This window comes from Bifidobacterium catenulatum subsp. kashiwanohense JCM 15439 = DSM 21854 (genome assembly GCF_001042615.1).
In the GTDB taxonomy this organism is placed as follows: Bacteria; Actinomycetota; Actinomycetes; order Actinomycetales; family Bifidobacteriaceae; genus Bifidobacterium; species Bifidobacterium catenulatum.
This window is the reverse complement of the sequence record NZ_AP012327.1, coordinates 1,916,725-1,935,160: the sequence shown is the minus strand read 5'-3', so window position 1 is coordinate 1,935,160 and position 18,436 is coordinate 1,916,725. Positions and strand designations below refer to the sequence as shown.

Genomic DNA, 18,436 nt, shown 5'->3' with positions numbered 1-18,436 from the left:
AGCGATTGCTGCCTGATAAAACCGACTCTATTTCTAGGGGGTAGGGTAGCATTTCCTAAGGTTTTTGATATACGGAGATGAGGGGTTCAGTGACTTCCGCAGAGAACACTAACGTCCAGCAGGTTGCCGTTGAAGATGATTCTGAAGACGGCATCACGCTGATGGATTTGATGCGTATCATTCGCAAGCATCTGGTCACCGCGGCCATCATATTTGTGATGGTTTTCGCCGGGGTGGCTGCGTACACCTTCTTGGTTCCGCCGAAGTATACCGCCACGGCTCAGGCCATGGCTACGTACAATGCATCCCAAGGGGATGATGCGGGCATTAGCCAGCAGTACACGGGTGGCACGTACATCGCCGGCCAGATCACGTCGTATACAACGTTGGCAACCACCGAAACCGTACTTGAGCCGGTCATCAAGGATCTTGGACTGGATACTTCAGTGAAGAGTCTGGCCGAGCAACTGACTGTCACCAATCCTACGGACACCGCGTTCGTGAACATTTCCGCGGAAGATGGTGACGCGCAGCAGGCGTCCGACATTGCCAATGCGGTGGCAGTGTCTATGCAGAACGTGATTCAAAACGATCTGTATTCCGCGGCAGATAAGTCCCCGGTGAAGATCTCCATCGTGCAGAGGGCGCGTGTGCCTGAAAGCCCGAGCTCGCCGAATAAGCCGCTGTATCTGGCGGTCGGCGTGGTCGCAGGTCTGGTGCTTGGAGTGTTCGCCGCACTACTGAAAGACATGCTGAACACTAAAGTCGAGGAGACTTCCGACGTGCGCAGCTTGGTTGGGGCGTCTTCCTTGGGTTCCGTGCCTCAGGATAATTCCCTAGGTGAGAAGCGCCCAGTGCTCGTCAGCCAGCCTAATGGCCCTATCGCTGAGGAATTCCGTCGTATTCACACTAATATCGAATTCTTGCAGACCGATAAGGTTGCGGGCAAGGGGCAGCTGCTGGTTATTACCAGTGCGCAGCCTTCTGAAGGCAAAACCACCACGTCGATCAACGTGGCTGCGGCTTTGGCTGAAGATGGTGCTCGCGTGCTGTTGGTCGACGCTGATCTGCGTCATCCTTCCGTTGCTCATCATTTGGGTCTTGAAGGTTCTGCCGGTTTGGCGCACGTGCTTTCTGGTCAGATGTCTCCGAAAGATGTGGTGCAGAACTACTGGAAGCCGACTCTGCATATTCTTCCTGCTGGTAAACGCCCGGCGAATGCTGGCGTGCTTCTTGGATCAGACACCATGCGTATTATGGTCGAGCAGGCTTTGACCCAGTATGATTACGTTATTATTGATACCGCTCCGTTGAGTGTTTCCAACGATGGTATCGTGTTCGGCCGGTGGGCCAAGGGTCTGGTTCTGGTGACCGGTCGTGGCGTGTGCGAGAAGAAGGAACTCAAGGAGATTTCTGAATCCTTGCATGTAGCCAAGGTCCCTGTGCTTGGTTTCATCTTCAACTATGCCGATCTGAAGAAGACGCATTCCAATTCGAATTACTATTACTACTACTACGAGGATGCTCCGCGGAAGAAAAGCCACAAAAAGTAGCCGCAAGTAGTGTATAAGGCGTGAACGTGAGACCGGAGCGTGAAGCTTCGGTCTCACGCTGTAATAAGGAATCAACATGGGTGACAACAACAATACTGTGCCGAATCTGTCGCATCTTGTTTCGTCGGGAGACTCTCTGAGCTCTCAGGGCAAGCAGCAGACCAAGGCGCAGTCGGCTTCCGAGCATGATGTGGTGGATACGTTCTGGGATATTCCACCGATCACCTTTTCGGAAGTTGAGTCGGCTGTGGAACGTGGCGAGGCATCTGATGCGGCTTATGCGCAGGCTGCAGCCACAAGCATGACCACTGCCACGTCATCCACGCCGGTGAGTGATGCGCCCACGGTAAACCTTCGTGTTGAGGATTTTCCGAATATTGCAGAAAAGCATATTTCTGGTGCTGAAAACGATTCCGCCTCGTCGTGCGAGCCTGATTCGACGTCTTCTTCGACCGCAACGCTCGATGTTACACAGTCTGCTGATGCTTCACCATCTGCCGAATCTGCCGAGGGAACTGTTTCGTTCGCGTCTCCGGTAGAGTCAGCCTCTTCTGTGGATTCCACTATGCCGCTTTTTGTGGATTCCCCTGCATCTGCTTCTACTACCTTCATACCTGAAAGCCTGCCCATGCCGGATGACCTGTCTGACATGGAAAACGATGAGCATGATCCATTGAAGCTTGTTCCGGTTCCGCCGAAGAAGTCACATCGCAAGACAATTATTATTACCGTTGCGATTGTAGCCGTAGTGGCGTTGGTTGCCGCGGGCGTTGGATTCGGTGTTTGGCAGCGCCGGCAGTATGACCAGGGGCTTGAACGGAACGAACAGCACCGTACCGCGTTGAGTATGTGCAAAAAGTCTTCCAAGGCATATGAGAAGGCTGTGAAGGAATACAAGGCGGCGTTGAAGAATGCCAAATCGTTGCAGAATGTGAAAAGCGATCAGGTTTCGGATGCGAAAACGCTGACCACGTTGCAGTCTGCAGTGAAAGATGCGCAGAATCTTACAACGGTAGGGGAGTGCAGTGCTGATTTGAGCAACGCTGGACTTCGCCAGCGCAGTAAAGCCATGAACAAGCAACTGCCTACGTTGCAAAGCCAGTCCAAGACCTTGAATGATTCTGCAACAGCCGTTACGAACAGTCAGAAGGCCAAGGAGAAGCAAGACAACGCTGATGCGCTGAAGAAGCTTGAAGCAGCCATCAATAATGCGCAGTCACTGCTTGACAATAGCCTGTACCAAGTGGCGGATGATTCCACGCGAGTGATGCTGCAGAGTGCCATTGACCATGCTTTGGAACTGTTCAATGGCAACAGTACCGATACTAATGCCATTAACCAGTCGATAACGGATTTGCAAACCGCATCTGATGATGTGAATGCTTCCATGAACGCGTTGGCTGCGCAGAATCAACAGCAGCAACAGGGCAATACTGGCAATTCGTACAACTACCAGTACACGCGGCAGCCTTCCGGCGGATTGACTCCCTCGGCTCCTATTACACCTGGCAATACTCCTAGTTCCGGTAGTAATCCTGGTGCTGGTGTCAAGCCTGGCAATGGCGGTTCTGATTCCGGTTCCAGTAGTAATCCTGGTGCTGGTGTCAAGCCTGGCAATGGCGGTTCTGATTCCGGTTCTGGTAGCGATTCTGGCTCTGGTTCGCAGCCTCCAAGCGATCAGGGTGTGCTCTGAATCTTTTTGGGTTCGCTCTTGCCGAGCTTTTGAATTTTCTTCTGCCCTAAGGTGTTATGCACTGGGAAATAGTGGGGTATGACGCGGTTCATGGGGTGTCTGTATCGCCTGGATGGATCGCGTCGTTTTTGCATGCAATACTGACGTATAAGTAAGAAAACTTTCCTATAATATTTGAATTGTGGTGTATCTTTTACTGTTATTCTTATTCTTTACTTGTATAAAAAATTTCTGGGTAATTGCCAACATGATTGCAATGCTACTGATATGGAGTTAGTTACTCTACTATTTGTTTAGTTTCTTTCGGCAGTGAATTTGCTTTTTATGTAGATTGTGTGAGATAATTTTTCAACGCTGTAATATTGTTATTTTGCTTTTTCTTTATCCCTCAGAGCTGAGGGTGGTCTACACGCATTTCGGTGCGTTTGAAATAGTTAATCACCGCTCCATGCAAGGAACGATCATGTATAAGCATGAAAAGCAGGCGGTCGAACGCCTGCAATCACACCACATCCATATGTTGTCAACGCTTTCGACGGCGATGATCGCGTTTTTCTTGATTATCTCATTATCGTCGGGAACGATGTTGTTTCCCATGATGGCGTTTGCAGATGAGCCGCAGCCGGTCGCTCAAGTGGGCAACACGACCTATATGAGCGTGCAAGACGCGATTAGCCATACGTCGATGAAGAACAATACGGTCACATTGCTTACCGATACTACGGAAAGCGTCACCGTCACCCCATCGAAAGTGGTGCGCGGGATTACGCTCGAATTGAACGGACATGTGCTCAACGCCAGCAATACCACGGCAATCACCGTTCCTGCCAACATGCAGCTCACCATCACCGGATCGGGCACGGTTGTCGGCGGAGATAATCCTGCAATCGACTGCCGTGGAGCGTTGCGGATTCAAGGTGGAAACTTCACATCGAACACCACGCTCATGCGGTTCGCGGAAACAAGCGGTGCCTCTGCCGAGGCCAGTATTTCCGCAGGAACATTCACCGCACCAACACTGATCGGCATGTTGGACGATGCAGAACACCTCGGCTATGCGAGCATTCGCGGCGGTGAATACCATGGCGCAATCCCCGCCGGGCTTGACACGCTCGTGCTCATGGGTGGCTCATTCTCCACTACGGAGAATCTCACACCCTACTTAGCCGACATGGTAGGCCTAATCCCAAACGGCGACGACGGCATGTTTGATATCAGTGAGCTGGCTATTTCAAGTGATTACCCCACGGTAGCACTTGAGCAAGGCTCAACCTTGCAGAATCTAACCAACGACAGTCTGCTGGATCTCACCAGAACCAAACTGAACGGTATTTCCGACTATCGTCTCGTAGCGGATGCCGAGCAACTGCAAGCTCTCAACAAGCAGATCGAGCTCGCGCTGCAGGCAGTCGCCAAGCGAAAGGCATTTGATGCGGTAAACCAAACCGTCACCATCACTGCAACACGCAATACTGAAATCGCCGATGGGGGAGCGGGCCCACAATTCCGTACCTCCGGCCATGATGAAATCAGCACGCAAGTAACAGTGAACATCAAATCCATCGCCAAGCCAGAAGAGCCAGACAAGCCAGATGAGCCTGGCAAACCCGCCGAGCCCAAGCAGCCAGACATGCCCCGTACCGGCTCCGCAATCCAAGCGCTTGCCGTCACGTCGCTTCTGTTGCTGGTCGCTGCCGCCGTCTGCGCATTCGTAACGAGCCGACTGCGGTCTTCATAACTGCACAAGCTCGCATCTGCCATATATAGGCGAGACATGGGCAAGAATCCGGATGTTATTGAGGCAGCGCACGTGGTATTGCAGCTAATGAAAGCTGGCATGGCGATCTACGGTTATCCGGCGATAGCGATAAGGGGCTGCGGACATTTTCTTGGAGATAATCACGCAGCCATTCCTTGGCTTTGACGGTATTGTACCGGGCTCATCCAACCAAGCGACTGTTTGATGCGCTCGTGGTTGTACCAGCGTATGTACTCATCGACCAAGGCGAGCACCTCGTTGCGGGTGTGTTCCTCCCACTTCTCGGGGTAGACCGCCTCGGTCTTCATCCTGCCGAAGAATCCCTCCGCGGCCGCGTTGTCCGGCGAACAGCCCTTCGCGCTCATGGAGCGCGTCAGCCCGAAGCGTTCCATGAGCCCGAGCCATCCGGGCCACCGGTAATGGCATCCACGGTCGGAATGCACCAGGGGACGCGCGTTCCCCGGCAGCGTCGAGGCCGCTTTCTCCAGCATCCGGTTGGCCAGCTCCGCGTTGGGGCTGAAGCCGGCGGTGTATGCGACGATCTTGCCATCGAAGCAGTCGATCATCGGCGAGAGGTACACCTTCCCGTCCCTGGCCTTGATCTCGCTGATGTCCGTCAGCCACTTCTCGTTCGGACGCTCGGCCGTGAAGTCCCGGTCGACGAGATTGGCGGGAGCCGGCGTCGTCTCGCCCTCGTAGGAACTATACCTGCGTCGCTTGGGCACGTGCGCCACGAGCCCTTCCTCCGCCATGATCCTGCGGACCACCTTCTCCGATACGCCGGTCTTGAGCACCGCCTTGATCCTGTGGTACCCGTACCTGCCCTTGGAATCGGCGAACGCCCCGGCCACCTCTGCCCTGAGTCCGGCGTACTTGTCAACGCCGAGCCGGGCGTGGTGGTAGTGGTAGCTGCTGGGCGCGATGGCGAGCAAGCATGTCATCGAGCTGAGCGAATACGCCGGCCTCAACCGGTCGATCAACAGGGTCTTCTCCCTGTTCGACAGGCGCCGCAGGTCGGCGCCGGGGTCTTTTTTACGACCTCCGCCACCTCCCGCATCAACGCGTTCTCCAGCTCCAGTTCCTCGACCTTGCGGCGCAAAGCCTCCGCGTCATCATCATCGGCTGCGGACGGCCGGCGACGGGAGTCAGCGGGCTTATTGCCCTGCGCGGAGTTCCTGTTTTTGGGCTGCAACGCGGCCATGCCGCCCTTGCGGTACGCCCTGACCCAGCCATGCACCGCGCCGACGCTCACGCCGAGCTGTTTGGCGGCCTGCTTCTGCTGCATGCCGACCAGCACCAGCTCGACTGCCCTTCGCCTGGTCTCCAGTGGGATGATGGGTTTGGCCATATGGCCAGCATACCGGGAATCCATCGCCAGCCAACGCTCCAGACACTGCCTGGTCGGATAACCCAGATGCTCCACCACCTGGGCCGTCGTCATCGGCGTGGTGAAATACAACTCCATCGCACGCTCTCGTTCCTCAAGACTGAACATACGAAAATCTTTCCGTTCGGTCTCCAAGAAAACGTCCGGAGCCCCTAACGTCCGAATTCTTGCGCGCTTTGGGTTTCCGTCTTTGATGTGAAAGGCATGGCCCGCGTCCTGTGCACGATTTCTTCATTCGCCAAAACGAAAAACCGCGATTGGAAATCAGGAGACGGAACCATGCCCGAGAATGCCATACGGATTGATCGGCACACGCCCGGGACCAGGCTCGACCAGCTTGTCACGCAGAAGGCGTCCAAGGTACTCAATGCGATGCCCGACGCTTCAGGCCGACGAGATCGTCGGGTGTCCAGATACGAGCGTTCCGGCGGACGGAAGGCCTACCGGGCCAGCCACTACGAGCGGAGCCTGACCGCCAAGGCCGGCAGGCTTGGGCTCAAGGTGCCGAAATTGAAGGGCGCCCCGTTCGCGTCCGCGGTGATCGAACGCGGTCTGGAGGGCGTCCGGCTCGTGGTCGGCGACCGGTGCGCGGGACTGGTCTCCACGGTGGACTCGATGATGCCGAAGGCGAGGTGCCAGCGGTGCATGGCGCGTTTCATGCGCAACGTGCTCTCGAAGACGCCGCCCAGCCACCGCGAATGGGCGTCGGCGGCCCTGAAGGCCATGTTCGCCATGGAGTCCCGGGAATCCGCGTTGGACAAGGCCGAGACCGTCGCCGTGGAGATGGAGGCCAGGAGGCTGAATGCCGCCGCGAACTGCCTGCGGGAGAGAATCCGGGGGCCTATCTGCTGGACGAGTTCCCGGACGGGCACCGCAGGAGAATCCGCACGAGCAACATGGTCGAACGGCTGAACCGGGAGATCAGGCGGCGCAAGCGCGTGACCGGCGGCTTCCCCGACGGCGACAGCGCGTTGATGTTCATATGTACCCGCATCTGCTACGTCACCGCGAACGAATGGTCGACCTGCCGCTACCTCGACATATCTCGGTTCGATGGCAACCTCGTGGAAGCGAACTGATCATCGCGCCATGGACGGGCATGATCCAAAGTGCGCAACCTTTCGGGCACTACCCCCCTCCTAATCCAAGAAGTTACAGAAGTTGATTAACAGGAATAAAGAAACGCTTAAAGCTACCATAACGGACGAGTAGAAAGAATTGTTCGAGAAATATACCGATTGTGTGCAAGAGCATCAAACCACCACGGATTGCCTGGTATTTCAGAACAGTTTTAGACTGGGTGCCAGAATGATGTTAGAAGTTATGGAAGAATAATTGAGCATATAGCTGCTCATCGATCAGCAATGACCGGTGAGCTGCATTTCGTTGTTCGCTAATTAGATGCTTCCATAAATTGTCGATAGGTTAGAATACTCTCTTCACCGGTTAGTTTTACCAAAAAAGTTCTGAATGAAGAATCTATCGGCACGGTGACAAAAAAGAACAACCGCTTTTTTGGCCTTGAACAACAAACATAGAAAAGATTCCGGTTTCGCTCATACGATGCTTCTTTGCCTTTAGGAATAGAAGCATGACCTGTTATCATTGGCGCATAGGTTTCAAATTGGTACTGGTTCCATCCCCTGCTGATAACAAAAACAACATTATCGTATTCTTCGCCCTTTACGCCATGTTCTGTTGAAAATTGTGCGTCTGGATATAGAAAATCCCTAACAGCAATAAATTGTGCATAATCTAGCTGTAAAAACTGCTGAATTGTGGCCTTTGATGCATACATTGTTTCTGGAGCATCCATATAAAGTCGGTACCATCCATCCACTTTAGGCGGAATGGGTATCAGTTGACTATCAATGATAGTCTTCAAAACATCAATAGCTTTTTGTGTGCGAACTTCTGTTAGTTGCTCATACAGCGTTTTCCATTTGGTTTTTTCGGATTTTTTTGTAATTGGATACCGCTTGATTCCGAGCGTGTCAAAAAGCAACTGGGTGTTCGAAGTATCAAGCGCATGATATATCGATTCTATCGTATCAGCAAAGAAAATAAGAAAAGGATCTTCCTTGTTGCGCAACGCATCATTCAGTATATCCAAAAGTTGCTCGTAGCCTTGTTGAGAAGCAAGAACTTTGTGCGTAATCATCAGAACTTTAAGATCTTCATCAGCAGGTGTGTTCTGCTCAATTTTTGTTACGATAGTGTTCAGTCTTGCCTTAAACTCGGCAGCCGGCAATTCATTTTTGAAATTACGTTCTGTGCGACGAGCTCCCGAATAATCATCACACGTAATCACTAAAACTTCACCGTCAAATCCATCAATGGCTGATTTTTGCGGCAATTCAGGACGGATATTATTTAAAAGTTGAACAATCCTTGGCGCAGATCGGAAATTTGATCCCTTCTTTATTACCTCGATTTTTTCGTGTTTAATTTCTCCACAGGCTTTGTTTGACTGATAGATGGTTTGCCAAGCATCGCCGAAAAAGCCGAACTGCGGTCCAGTACTTTTTGCTATGAAAAAATTAATAAAGCGATCAATAATCGGCTTATAGGAGTCCTGATATTCATCAATCAATATCAAAGGGTATTTATCTGCAAATACCCGGCGAAATTTAGCGTTATCAAGAAGTTGGCAGAAGAGCTTTAGAACGTCGTCATGATAGAGGTACTGAACACCATTTTCCTTGTAGCGATGCCCCAAAGTATATGCAACTTCGGTGACCTGATTAAAGTCACCTTCGTCTGGCAGATAATCGGGATTTGTTGTGACAGCTTCGATCAAAACACCCTGATACTGTTTGATTGCATTCCATGCAAACGAGTGAACTGTAGAGGGAAGAATAAATGAATCTTTTGCAAGTCTTTCTGCAATTACATCCACAGCCGCATTTGTATATGTAATACAGATCACATTTTGTTTCTTTCGGTTATAGGCAGACCATTTATTTGCTTGTATCCATTCAATAACTCGATTCAGAGAGTACGTTTTTCCAGAACCCGCACCAGCTTCAACACGGAAACTGTGTCCTGATTTAAGCGCTTCGATAATCCGTGCATCAACCTTATCGGCTTCTGCTTTTGCAAGACCATAATTTACGCCAATACACTCTTTACTCATGAACTGGCCCTCCCTTACTCAAGAACTCTTTGGTCATTTAGCCATTTTAACCCGGATTTTATGTAATCAGGAACGCAATAATCAGAGTATTTGTAAATTAAATCAAGTGCAAAATCCGTTTTACTCTTACCTTTAAATTCAAGCTCATCCTCGCTTATTTTATCACTTAAATTATAATGCTTTCGATTGACATTGCGTATGGCTTCTTCCAAAGAATGTCCACACAATCCATTTTCAGTAGTTTGGAACTCGATATGGCATTTCCCTCTGGTTTTGTCATCTGCTGTTATAGCTTTAATCTCCGAAAGGTTGATTTTTGAAGTATTATTCTCAGAAATCCCCTTATTTCTACGAATCCACCATTTTATCGTTTCGTTAGACGTAGTTTCCCCTTGACTAACAATAACGGATTTTTTTACCGCCTTCCCATTTTTTCCTTTACTGTTTGCTACAGAGTCCAAATCCGTAAGGATTAGGCACGGTACTCCTAAAAAATCAATAAATGGAATGAATTTATGTGCATAAGCTCCACCGATTTCAATTAAGGCATAATACTGCGCAGATAAAGGATATTTACAGTGACTAAACTCTCCAGATTTTTCGCATTTCTCAATCATGTCAGGCAATAGCAACCGTTCGGATGCTCCCTCAACAAAAATGGCTTTATCGGCAAAGAACAAATCGCATTTGGTCAGGGTTAAATACTTCCGAATAAAATCTACATTATTAGGATGGTCTTGAGCAAAGGTGTTCAAGTTTTTGTAAATTACACCGGTATTAGACTTTTGCGTATACCGAACTTTTGAAAACTCCATAGTATTAGCTATATGAGCGGAATGCGAGGTTAGGAAAGTTTGAATTTTCACATCAGAGAGCTTGCCAAGAAATTTTTCCAAATACGCAGCGAAAGCCGTCTGCATTTGTGGATGCATGTGAGATTCAGGCTCCTCAATAAAGAGAAGTGGCACACATGCAACACCACGTTTCTCAATATCCTTGGCAAATGCAGCAAGGAGGAACTCCATTTTGATCAGATTTTTGTAACCAAGACCATTATGAGAACTTGGCAAACTTTCGTTTGCTGTGCCGGATATATAAGACAGCTTAGTCTGATTCTTGATCTGATCGTCGATGCTGAGCTGCGTTGTAACTCCGAGCTTTAATTCCTCTATGTTGGGATAACCAAAACCAATAGAATTGTTTACAACAGAACTTAGGATTTCATCACTCTGTTTTTGAACGTCTTTATTGGCTTTTTCCACTATTGAGCGTAATCGTTTTATTTCTGTGGCAACATCTGGATCCAGTTCCGCTTCGCTTGTATCAAAGAAGCCGGAGATTAATAATCCGAGAGAACTATTATGTGCGTCATCTTCGCCAAGAACTCGTTCAGCAGGAATTGCATGGAATGGGAACAGATCATATAATTCCTTTTGGCTTTTTACCTGTTTGTCTTCTGGATTATTCGGATTGATGGCATATACGGTTAATTCAAACAATTTGCCGAAATTATCAGCAAGCACTTTATGGGCTTCTTCGCTCGGCGAATAGGCACCATCCTTATAATAGCTGCTTTCCAAGAGCGACCACAGGGTTTTTTCGTCAGTTTTTAGGCGATACTCTGCACGAATTAGAGCGGTTGTTGTGTCCACATCAACATCGATGATAAATGGCGACAATGCTCCCAAATTATCATCTAGATCATCCAACGAATAGTCCACCAGGAAGTCTATAGAGATAATTTCAATATGCTTACAAAGGTCTTCATAAGTGAGCTTTTTCTCCATGAACAGAGCGATTTTTGTGTAGAAATCTTTTCTTCTTAATAGTGGATAGTCATCGAAAGATACGGCTTCCCCATTCAATACCTTTCCAATGCATGAAAAACAGGATGTTTTGGCTGTGTTGTTTCTGCCTACAATTAAGGTTGTTCTAGAATCGACTTCCAATTCAGCATCAATAAGCAATCTGTAGTTTTTAATTTTTATCTTTGATAATTGCATATATATCTCCATTTTTTATCTGTAGTAATATGAAGTGGCCTAATTTTTTCCCGTCTTTATAGTGAGGCAGCCTGCGCCGCTTGGTTTGCATAATACTCGGTTTCCACCGCCTGCGGTGTCCTGCTAGCCCAGTGACTGGTGGAACCGCTTCGAGTTCTACCACGAGACCCACCGGAACGTCGTCAGCTTCAGATCCGAAAGATCCGAGAACGGCACGCATCGCCAAATTAGCATGGTCTTGTACGCGCCATTGACGGACTCGGCCATGACGTTGTCGTACGAATTGTATTTCGGCAAATCGAGATGGACACTTGGGAGCGGTGACGTTTTGTTGGACTCGTCATTGATTCCATCATCACCAATCATGCCACAAGACCGAGCCTGCGTCGACGGTCCATGATGCTCATGCCGAACTCCGTCTTGATCCGCCTGTCCCGATATCAGACCATGTACTCGTCCAGCATGCCGATGAGCCCGTCCAACGAGACGCCCGCGAAACCGCGCTTGTGGAAGAACTCCTGCCTGGGACGGCCGAAGAACCCCTCCACGGCGGCGCTGTCCGGAGAACAGACTTTCACGCTCATGGAAGTGACAAATCGTGTTCCTTGCGGATGCGGATCCATTCCGGCCATCGGTAGTGGCAGCCACGGTCACTGTGGATGTCGGGATTCTCCCCGTCCTTGGGTAGTGCCCGAATTTCTGTGCACTTTGTGATTTGAGTTTCCTGGAAGAGGACATGGCCCGTGCCGGGTACGATTTGCAGTCGCTGACACTAGAAAACCGCGATCGGAAAGAGGCAGAGGCCATGTCCAAGGAAATCATACAGTTCGACGACGCTATGTTCGAGACAAAGCTCGACGCCATGGTGCGTGACAAGGTCGAGCATCGCGTTCAATAGTTCGGTAACCTTGGATTGGCAACGGTGTGTTGGACGGTTTCTTAGAGGACGAGTCCCTGTTCGGTGAATTCCTTCGGACTCCGGTATCCGAGGGTGGAGTGGAGCCGCTGGTCGTCGGACCACCACACGCAGCCGTCGGGGTCGCGCCCCGGCTGCTCGATCGTGGTGTAGTGGTTCCGGTACACGAGCTCCTTCCTCAGCAGCCTGTTCATCGATTCGACCACGGCGTTGCCGTAGGGGTTGCCCTTGCGTGACAACGATCCTTTGACGTCGAACACGTCGAATGGCTCGTCAATCCTCGTGTTGTCGAACTCGCCGCCCCGGTCGGTGCGGAACACCTGGACGTCCGCCAGCGGGAAGTCGAGGGTGGCGAACGCGGCACCAGGCCCGCGTCCCGGGTCCGCCCGGCGGAATGGCCGGCAATGCCCCTGTCCGCCAGACCGGCCAGCAGACACACGTACGCCCAGCCTCCGCCGACGCCGTACATGTTTATTTGACCATAAACAAGAGGTAAGATCGCCCGCCGGACGCGTGTGCGGGGCGTAGCCGCCGGACTCGCGGGGCCGGCAGGTTCGCGCTTCGCCTCGTTGGCCCGTATCACGCCTGCCTTCGTGCGAATACCGGCGCCACTTGTTCTGAAACGTCCACCTCCATCTCCAACCTGTGTGTGATCGAATAAAGGTGTTCACTGTCGGCACTTGTTCCTGAACACCCTGAGCGTTCAATTTGGACGGTGTCGGCGGTGATGGCGCCGGTGGAATGAGAACACCGGCATCGTCCGGTTCCTTGATGGATTCCCGAGTGCCTGTCAACCAAACCGATGGTTCCCGGGAGGAAAGGAAATGACGGCACCGGTGTGTGTCCGACAGCGTATCAGGCAGCTCGACCGCCAAGGCATGAGCCACAAGGAGATATCACGAAAGCTCGGCGTATCGCGCACGACCATGGTCAGGTACGCCAACCACGGGGATTATTCGCCCAGACCATCGTATACCGCCCGGCCGGGCAGGTCGCTGGTCGATGACGGGTACGCGGCCATCGTGGATGGCTGTCCGGCAGCCGATCTGCGCATGCCGGTCAAGCAGCGCCACACCGCGGCCCGCGTGTACGAGCGGCTCGTGGCCGAGTGCGGGTTCACGGGATCGTACTCGTCGGTGCGGCGTTGGATCAAGCGTTGGAGGCGGGAGCATCGAGCGCAGTCGGACGGCTTCGCCGAGTTGGAGTGGGCGCCGGGAAGCGCGCAGGTCGATTTCGGCCAGGCCAGGGCCGTGGTCACTGGCGTGGAACGGGTCGTGCATTTCCTGGCGGTGTCGTTCCCGTACTCGGACATGCGCTGGGTGGCGGCATTGCCGGGCGAGACCGCGGAATGCGTGTGCCAGGGACTGCTGGAGGTGTTCGAGGGGACGGGCATGGCGCCCAAGGTGGTGGTGTTCGACAACGCCGTCGGCGTGGGCCACCGCAGGCCGGACGGCACGGCCGCCCGGACCCGTCTGTTCTCCCTGTTCTGCGCGCATTACGGGTTCGAATCCCGGTTCCGCGACCCGTATTCCGGCCACGGGAAGGGCAGTGTGGAGAACGCGGTCGGCTTTCCGGGGCGCAACCTGATGGTGCCGATGCCGTCGGCCGAGAGCTTCCAAACGCTGACGCGCGTGTGGCTTGACGAGTGCGAACGCATCTCCGGGTCGGACCATTACCGGCATGGCGTTCCGGTGCGGGAGTTGTTCGAAGCGGAGAAGGACCGCATGCTGCCCTTGCCCGGCGTCGGGTTCGACCCGTGCGACTGGAGGAGCGTGAAGGCCGACAAGACAGGCTCCGTTGTCATCGACGCGAATCGGTATCTGGCCGGCCCGAGATGGCGTTCGATGCGTTTGCAGGCCGGGGTGCGCGTCTTCGAGATCGAGCTTCGCGATCCCGATGGCGGGCATATCGTCACGTTGGAACGCGTGTGGGGGAAATCGGCGAGGACCCAGGTGGATCCGGCGAGTCTGCTCGCGATCATCGCGCGCAAGCCGCGCATATGGGGCGAAAGCCCGATCAGGAACGATTTCCCCGAAACCGTGCGAGCCCTGCTCGACCGCATGGACGCACGCACGCGCTCCGATCTGCTCGACGACATCCGAGCCGTTGCCGCCGACTGCGGGTTCGCCGCCACGGTCAAAGCGGTGGAGACCGTCATCGACGCCGGACGGACCGTCGACCGCGCGGCGATCGGCACATGTGCCAAACGCATCCTCGAGGGTGCGGGAACCGAAGGCGGGCAGGATTTGAAGCGTTACGACAGATACATGAAGGAGGCCGAATGAGCCAGCAAAAACCGCGGCAGCGCGGCGGCCGCGTTCTTGACAAGGCCACGACGGAACAGGTCCATGGGCCTCGCCCGCAACCTGCCGTTGACACACAGCGTGCCCGGGAAGGCCATCGGGGACGCCACGCCCGGCCAGCTCGGCTTCCTGGCCAACCTGTTCGAGAAGGAGAACGCGAGCCGGGCCGAATCCAAACGGCGGCGGCTGCCCGGACAGGCCGGGTTCCCCCAAAGCAAGACCCTGGAGGGATACGACCGGGGGCATGGCCTCGTTCCCCCGCCGACTGGGGCCGCGAACAGCTGGAAAGCCTGGAATTCGTCGACCGGGCCGAGGACCTCGTGCTCTACGGCGACGTCGGCTGCGGCAAGACCCACCTGGCCATCGCGATCGGCATGCTCGCATGCCAACGCATGATACCCGTGAGGTCCTTCACCGCCTCCAGCCTGGTCATGCGCTTGAGGAAGGCCAAGGACGACAACAGATTGGACGCCGAGCTCAAGTCGATAGGCAGGGCCGGGCTGGCCGTCATCGACGAGCTCGGCTACCTGCCCATCGACATCGACGGGGCCAGGCTTCTGTTCTAGACCGGCGCGGACGGCTACGAGACCCGCAGCGTCATCTCCGCCTCGAACCTCGAGTCCGGCAGGTGGGGCGACGTGTTCGGCGACGGGGACATGGCCGCCGCGGTCATCGACCGCATCGTCCACCACGGCAGGATCCTCCGCTTCCACGGCGAATCCTACCGGAACAAACACTCCCTCATGAAACAAGCCAACCAGACAAACAACAAAGACAAAGAACCAGCCGCCGACGGCGTTCAACTTGAACGCCGAAGGTGTTCAGATTAAGTGCCGAACACGTCCACCTCAATTTGACGAAATACACGCGACTCAGCTATTCGGCCACCCGCGCCCACAGGCGTTCGCATGACAGGCGGTAGCGCTTGCGCGGTTTGGCGCGCCTGCGGTCGGCCCTGCGCTGCGCGGGGCCGGCGATGGTAGTATCTGCCCGTCCACGGGCCCGTCTTCAGCCGTTTCGGCCGGTACGGCCGGTAGGACTCGTTCTCGTTGGACGGGAACCACGTGTTGCGTTTGATCTCCCTGCTGACCGTCGAGGCGTTGCGGCCGGGCATCAGACCGATCCTGCGGATGCTGGTGCCGTTGCCGATCTCGATCTGGATGACCTGGCGTTCCCCTTCCGACAGGTGCGAATATACTTCTCCCATAGGTGCAACATCCCTTCGGACTGGTTATCTGGACAATCTCCAATCTAACGGGTGTTGCACTTTCATTTAGACAACGGGCGTACACAGGCCCGCAAGGTAGCGTTGTAAGTATGAAGAAGGACTGAGCCCATGCGCATTATGTTCGTCTGCACCGGCAATATTTGTCGTTCTCCCATGGGCGAGTTGCTGCTCACCCGCTACCTTTCCGGTACCACAGTGCAGGTTTCCAGCGCGGGCACGCATGGCTTGCTCATGCACCAGATTGACCCCAACAGCGCCCTGCTCATGGAGAGCGTGGGCATCGAACCGAGTGGGTTCCGCTCTCGACGCCTGACACAGCCGATGGCCAAGTCAGCTGATCTGATCCTGTGCTTTGAAAAGGATCAGCGCAAAGACATCGTCACGTTGGCTCCCACTGCTGTGAAATACACGTTCCTATTGGGTGACTTCGCAAACATGTGCGAGTACTGCGCGCGCAACGGGCTGGTCAAGGGCTTGACCATTCAGGAACGCTTGCAGTCAGTGATTGACTCTGCTTCCATTATTCGGCCCATGCTTCCCGAACCCGAGGATATTGAGGATCCGCACGGTAAGGAGTATGCAAAATTCCGCACTGCCGCCGAGCAGACAAACAAGGCGCTGCGCACCATCCTGACCAGCATGCGCAAGCACTACCGCGTTGAGGAAGCTCCGGTGCGCCCTCAAATCACGCGGCAGTATGCTTACACGGTCTGACATCAAGCTGACGTAAGACGTAAGTATTCACGTCATTCTCACGCCGGTTTCATCTCCCGATACGATTTGTCCGTTACAGTGGCATGCTGTTGGGTGATGACAGTGGGAGTAATGAGTGACTGATTCTAATATTGCCGGCATCGCCGAGGCGGATTTCGGGAAAGCCGGCGTCTCGTTTGATAATGATCGACCGATATTGGTCGATTCCTCAGATTTTTTGTTCTATGCGGCGCTCACCATGCTGCCGATTGACGGCACAGTAGCAGGCCCATACATGCCGTTTTGGACGCCGCTTTCTCCGTGGTTGTTTATGGCATATGCGGTAGCGAACTGGCGTTTGCTGCCGCAGGTTTGGCACCGTTTCCGCGCATTCTTCCTGTTTCCGGTGCTGTTAATCGCGCTGTCTGCAGTGGATTGGTGTCTGGTAGCATTCCATCGGCTTCCGGCGCTGGTGTCGCTGGCCGGCGTGGCTGGGGCTCTCGCCTGCCTGTGTGCGTTGGACATGGCATTACGTATCAAGCGCTTGTCTTGGCGGCGCATGTTGGATCTGCTGATTCTCGTATATTGGTTCGCCTTCGCAGTCGGCGTGGTGCAGCGGTTGTCAATCATGTTTGATTGGACTTCCGTAAAGAACTTCTTCATTCATCTGATGAGCCGCCAGTACATCAGCAGCACTTCGCATTGGGGCGGTGGCCGCCCGCAGTTTCTGTTCGCAGAACCGAGCTATATAGGTATGCACCTGTTCGGTGTGCTGCTGCCGCTGATCTGGCTGGTGCGTGGTCGTGACCACAAGCGTGCAAACCAACTGCGCGTCCTTATCATGGTATTCGCTGCAGGCTCGGTGATCATGGGTGCAGGCGTGCGCATCATTCTTGACTCGATTATCGCGTTGGTGTTTGTGATTATCGAGATGAACAGTTGGCACACGTGGCGCGGCCGGCTTGTGGCGTTCGGGGAACTGGTGGTCACGGTCGGTCTCGGCGCATGCAGCGTGGCAGTGAACCATCGGTTGAGCTCCATAGCCGAGCTTGGCTTTGACGGTGACGGTTCGTTCTATGCCCGTTTATGGCAGTCACTGGGACCAGGTGCGGGTGCGTTGAAGCATCCAAAGCAGTTGTTGCTCGGCTATGGCGCAGGCAATCTATCCGATGCCACCCATCAGGGTGCCGATGCCGCAGTGCGGTCTCTGGAACGTCTGGGCCTGAACGCTTCGGCACCGAAGGGCTGGTACGCACAAGTGACACCAGCAAACATGTTCACGATGAGTGCCTACACCAGCTTTTTCGTGGAGTTCGGCCTGATTGCCTCAGTAATTCTGGTGGTACTAGTGCTGTGGTGGATTAGCCATAACCATGCCTGGAACAAGACCACTGTCTGCTGGCTGCTGTTGACCATATACCTGTATGTGCAGTTCGAAGGATATGCCTTTTATGCCCTTCCACTACTCCTATGGGCAGTGGCTGCCGTGCCAAGGCTTAAATCAAAATGAGAATTCTGATGACTCATATATTTGGAGTATTCCGATCATGGTGATTGTGCATTGGCTTATTTCGGCGGTTTACTCGAAGTTATTCTTGCTTGTGTGAAGAATAGCCTCATTAAGCCCAGTATGGCAGATACCTGACATATCGCTTACCGGCATCGGGATCTGCTATTTTCAATAGATTACTACTGATGCAGGTTTTAATAAGTCTGGATACTTGGGAGGCTCCACTCGCCGGCAAATCAAATCTTTTGCGAAGGC

General features: G+C 53.5%; 14 protein-coding genes and 4 pseudogenes. 10 read left to right on the top strand and 8 right to left on the bottom strand.

Features of this window, described 5'->3' with window-relative positions; genetic code table 11:
• Window positions 1–152: 152 nt before the first annotated feature.
• The 3 genes from BBKW_RS08235 (at window position 153) to BBKW_RS08225 (ending at window position 4,984) form a co-directional block, all read left to right on the top strand.
• A complete protein-coding gene (locus tag BBKW_RS08235) occupies window positions 153–1,553 on the top strand; it encodes a tyrosine-protein kinase domain-containing protein (protein WP_228429108.1) in 1,401 nt (466 codons plus the stop codon).
• Between the two features lie 76 nt (window positions 1,554–1,629).
• Window positions 1,630–3,246: a hypothetical protein gene (locus tag BBKW_RS08230; RefSeq protein WP_033501398.1), complete on the top strand. Its 1,617-nt coding sequence runs from the start codon at window positions 1,630–1,632 to the stop codon at window positions 3,244–3,246.
• Between the two features lie 463 nt (window positions 3,247–3,709).
• The gene (locus BBKW_RS08225) at window positions 3,710–4,984 is read left to right on the top strand and encodes a hypothetical protein (protein ID WP_051920280.1); all 1,275 of its coding nucleotides are present in this window, start codon (window positions 3,710–3,712) and stop codon (window positions 4,982–4,984) included.
• A 161-nt stretch (window positions 4,985–5,145) separates the two neighbouring features.
• Here BBKW_RS08225 and BBKW_RS11065 read toward each other — a convergent pair whose 3' ends face one another.
• Entirely contained in the window at window positions 5,146–5,985 is an 840-nt protein-coding gene (locus BBKW_RS11065; RefSeq protein ID WP_231858476.1) for an IS3 family transposase, read from the bottom strand.
• Window positions 5,982–6,500: a helix-turn-helix domain-containing protein gene (locus BBKW_RS11060; protein WP_231858475.1), complete on the bottom strand. Its 519-nt coding sequence runs from the start codon at window positions 6,498–6,500 to the stop codon at window positions 5,982–5,984. Before BBKW_RS11060 ends, BBKW_RS11065 begins: the two co-directional genes overlap by 4 nt.
• 171 nt (window positions 6,501–6,671) lie before the next feature.
• Here BBKW_RS11060 and BBKW_RS09980 point away from each other — a divergent pair.
• Both BBKW_RS09980 and BBKW_RS11290 read left to right on the top strand, forming a co-directional pair.
• Window positions 6,672–7,471: pseudogene (locus BBKW_RS09980) on the top strand (transposase).
• 163 nt (window positions 7,472–7,634) lie between these two features.
• Complete coding sequence (locus tag BBKW_RS11290) at window positions 7,635–7,727, top strand: hypothetical protein (RefSeq protein ID WP_414635052.1); 93 nt, start codon at window positions 7,635–7,637, stop codon at window positions 7,725–7,727.
• A 58-nt stretch (window positions 7,728–7,785) separates the two neighbouring features.
• Here the strand turns inward: BBKW_RS11290 and BBKW_RS08200 are convergent, their stop codons facing one another.
• The 4 genes and pseudogenes from BBKW_RS08200 to BBKW_RS11050 form a co-directional block, all read right to left on the bottom strand.
• Window positions 7,786–9,528: a UvrD-helicase domain-containing protein gene (locus BBKW_RS08200; RefSeq protein ID WP_034255053.1), complete on the bottom strand. Its 1,743-nt coding sequence runs from the start codon at window positions 9,526–9,528 to the stop codon at window positions 7,786–7,788.
• Between the two features lie 14 nt (window positions 9,529–9,542).
• Window positions 9,543–11,531, bottom strand: a complete 1,989-nt coding sequence (locus BBKW_RS08195) for an ATP-dependent nuclease (protein WP_033501993.1) — start codon at window positions 11,529–11,531, stop codon at window positions 9,543–9,545.
• Window positions 11,532–11,570: 39 nt separating this feature from the next.
• Window positions 11,571–11,816: pseudogene (locus BBKW_RS11285) on the bottom strand (IS3-like element ISBlo10 family transposase); the annotation flags it as partial.
• A 155-nt stretch (window positions 11,817–11,971) separates the two neighbouring features.
• The gene (locus tag BBKW_RS11050; protein WP_231858474.1) at window positions 11,972–12,115 is read right to left on the bottom strand and encodes a hypothetical protein; all 144 of its coding nucleotides are present in this window, start codon (window positions 12,113–12,115) and stop codon (window positions 11,972–11,974) included.
• A gap of 131 nt (window positions 12,116–12,246) precedes the next feature.
• Here BBKW_RS11050 and BBKW_RS10610 point away from each other — a divergent pair, with 131 nt between their 5' ends.
• Window positions 12,247–12,429 carry a hypothetical protein gene (locus BBKW_RS10610; RefSeq protein WP_128832358.1) on the top strand — a complete coding sequence of 61 codons (183 nt, stop codon included), beginning with the start codon at window positions 12,247–12,249 and terminating at the stop codon, window positions 12,427–12,429.
• 41 nt (window positions 12,430–12,470) lie between these two features.
• Here BBKW_RS10610 and BBKW_RS11045 read toward each other — a convergent pair whose 3' ends face one another.
• Entirely contained in the window at window positions 12,471–12,767 is a 297-nt protein-coding gene (locus BBKW_RS11045; protein ID WP_157872374.1) for an integrase core domain-containing protein, read from the bottom strand.
• A gap of 504 nt (window positions 12,768–13,271) precedes the next feature.
• Between BBKW_RS11045 and istA the strand changes: the two genes are divergently transcribed.
• Window positions 13,272–14,732: an IS21 family transposase gene (istA, locus tag BBKW_RS08175; RefSeq protein WP_033501994.1), complete on the top strand. Its 1,461-nt coding sequence runs from the start codon at window positions 13,272–13,274 to the stop codon at window positions 14,730–14,732.
• A pseudogene (locus BBKW_RS08170) lies at window positions 14,645–15,580 on the top strand (ATP-binding protein). The gene istA and the pseudogene BBKW_RS08170 overlap by 88 nt, the downstream one beginning before the upstream one ends.
• A gap of 49 nt (window positions 15,581–15,629) precedes the next feature.
• Here the strand turns inward: BBKW_RS08170 and BBKW_RS08165 are convergent.
• A pseudogene (locus tag BBKW_RS08165) lies at window positions 15,630–15,957 on the bottom strand (helix-turn-helix domain-containing protein); the annotation flags it as partial.
• 129 nt (window positions 15,958–16,086) lie between these two features.
• On the opposite strand from BBKW_RS08165, the gene BBKW_RS08160 reads away from it, so the two are divergent.
• Both BBKW_RS08160 and BBKW_RS08155 read left to right on the top strand, forming a co-directional pair.
• Complete coding sequence (locus BBKW_RS08160) at window positions 16,087–16,692, top strand: arsenate reductase/protein-tyrosine-phosphatase family protein (RefSeq protein WP_033501995.1); 606 nt, start codon at window positions 16,087–16,089, stop codon at window positions 16,690–16,692.
• Between the two features lie 115 nt (window positions 16,693–16,807).
• The gene (locus tag BBKW_RS08155) at window positions 16,808–18,181 is read left to right on the top strand and encodes a hypothetical protein (protein ID WP_033501996.1); all 1,374 of its coding nucleotides are present in this window, start codon (window positions 16,808–16,810) and stop codon (window positions 18,179–18,181) included.
• Window positions 18,182–18,436: the final 255 nt, after the last annotated feature.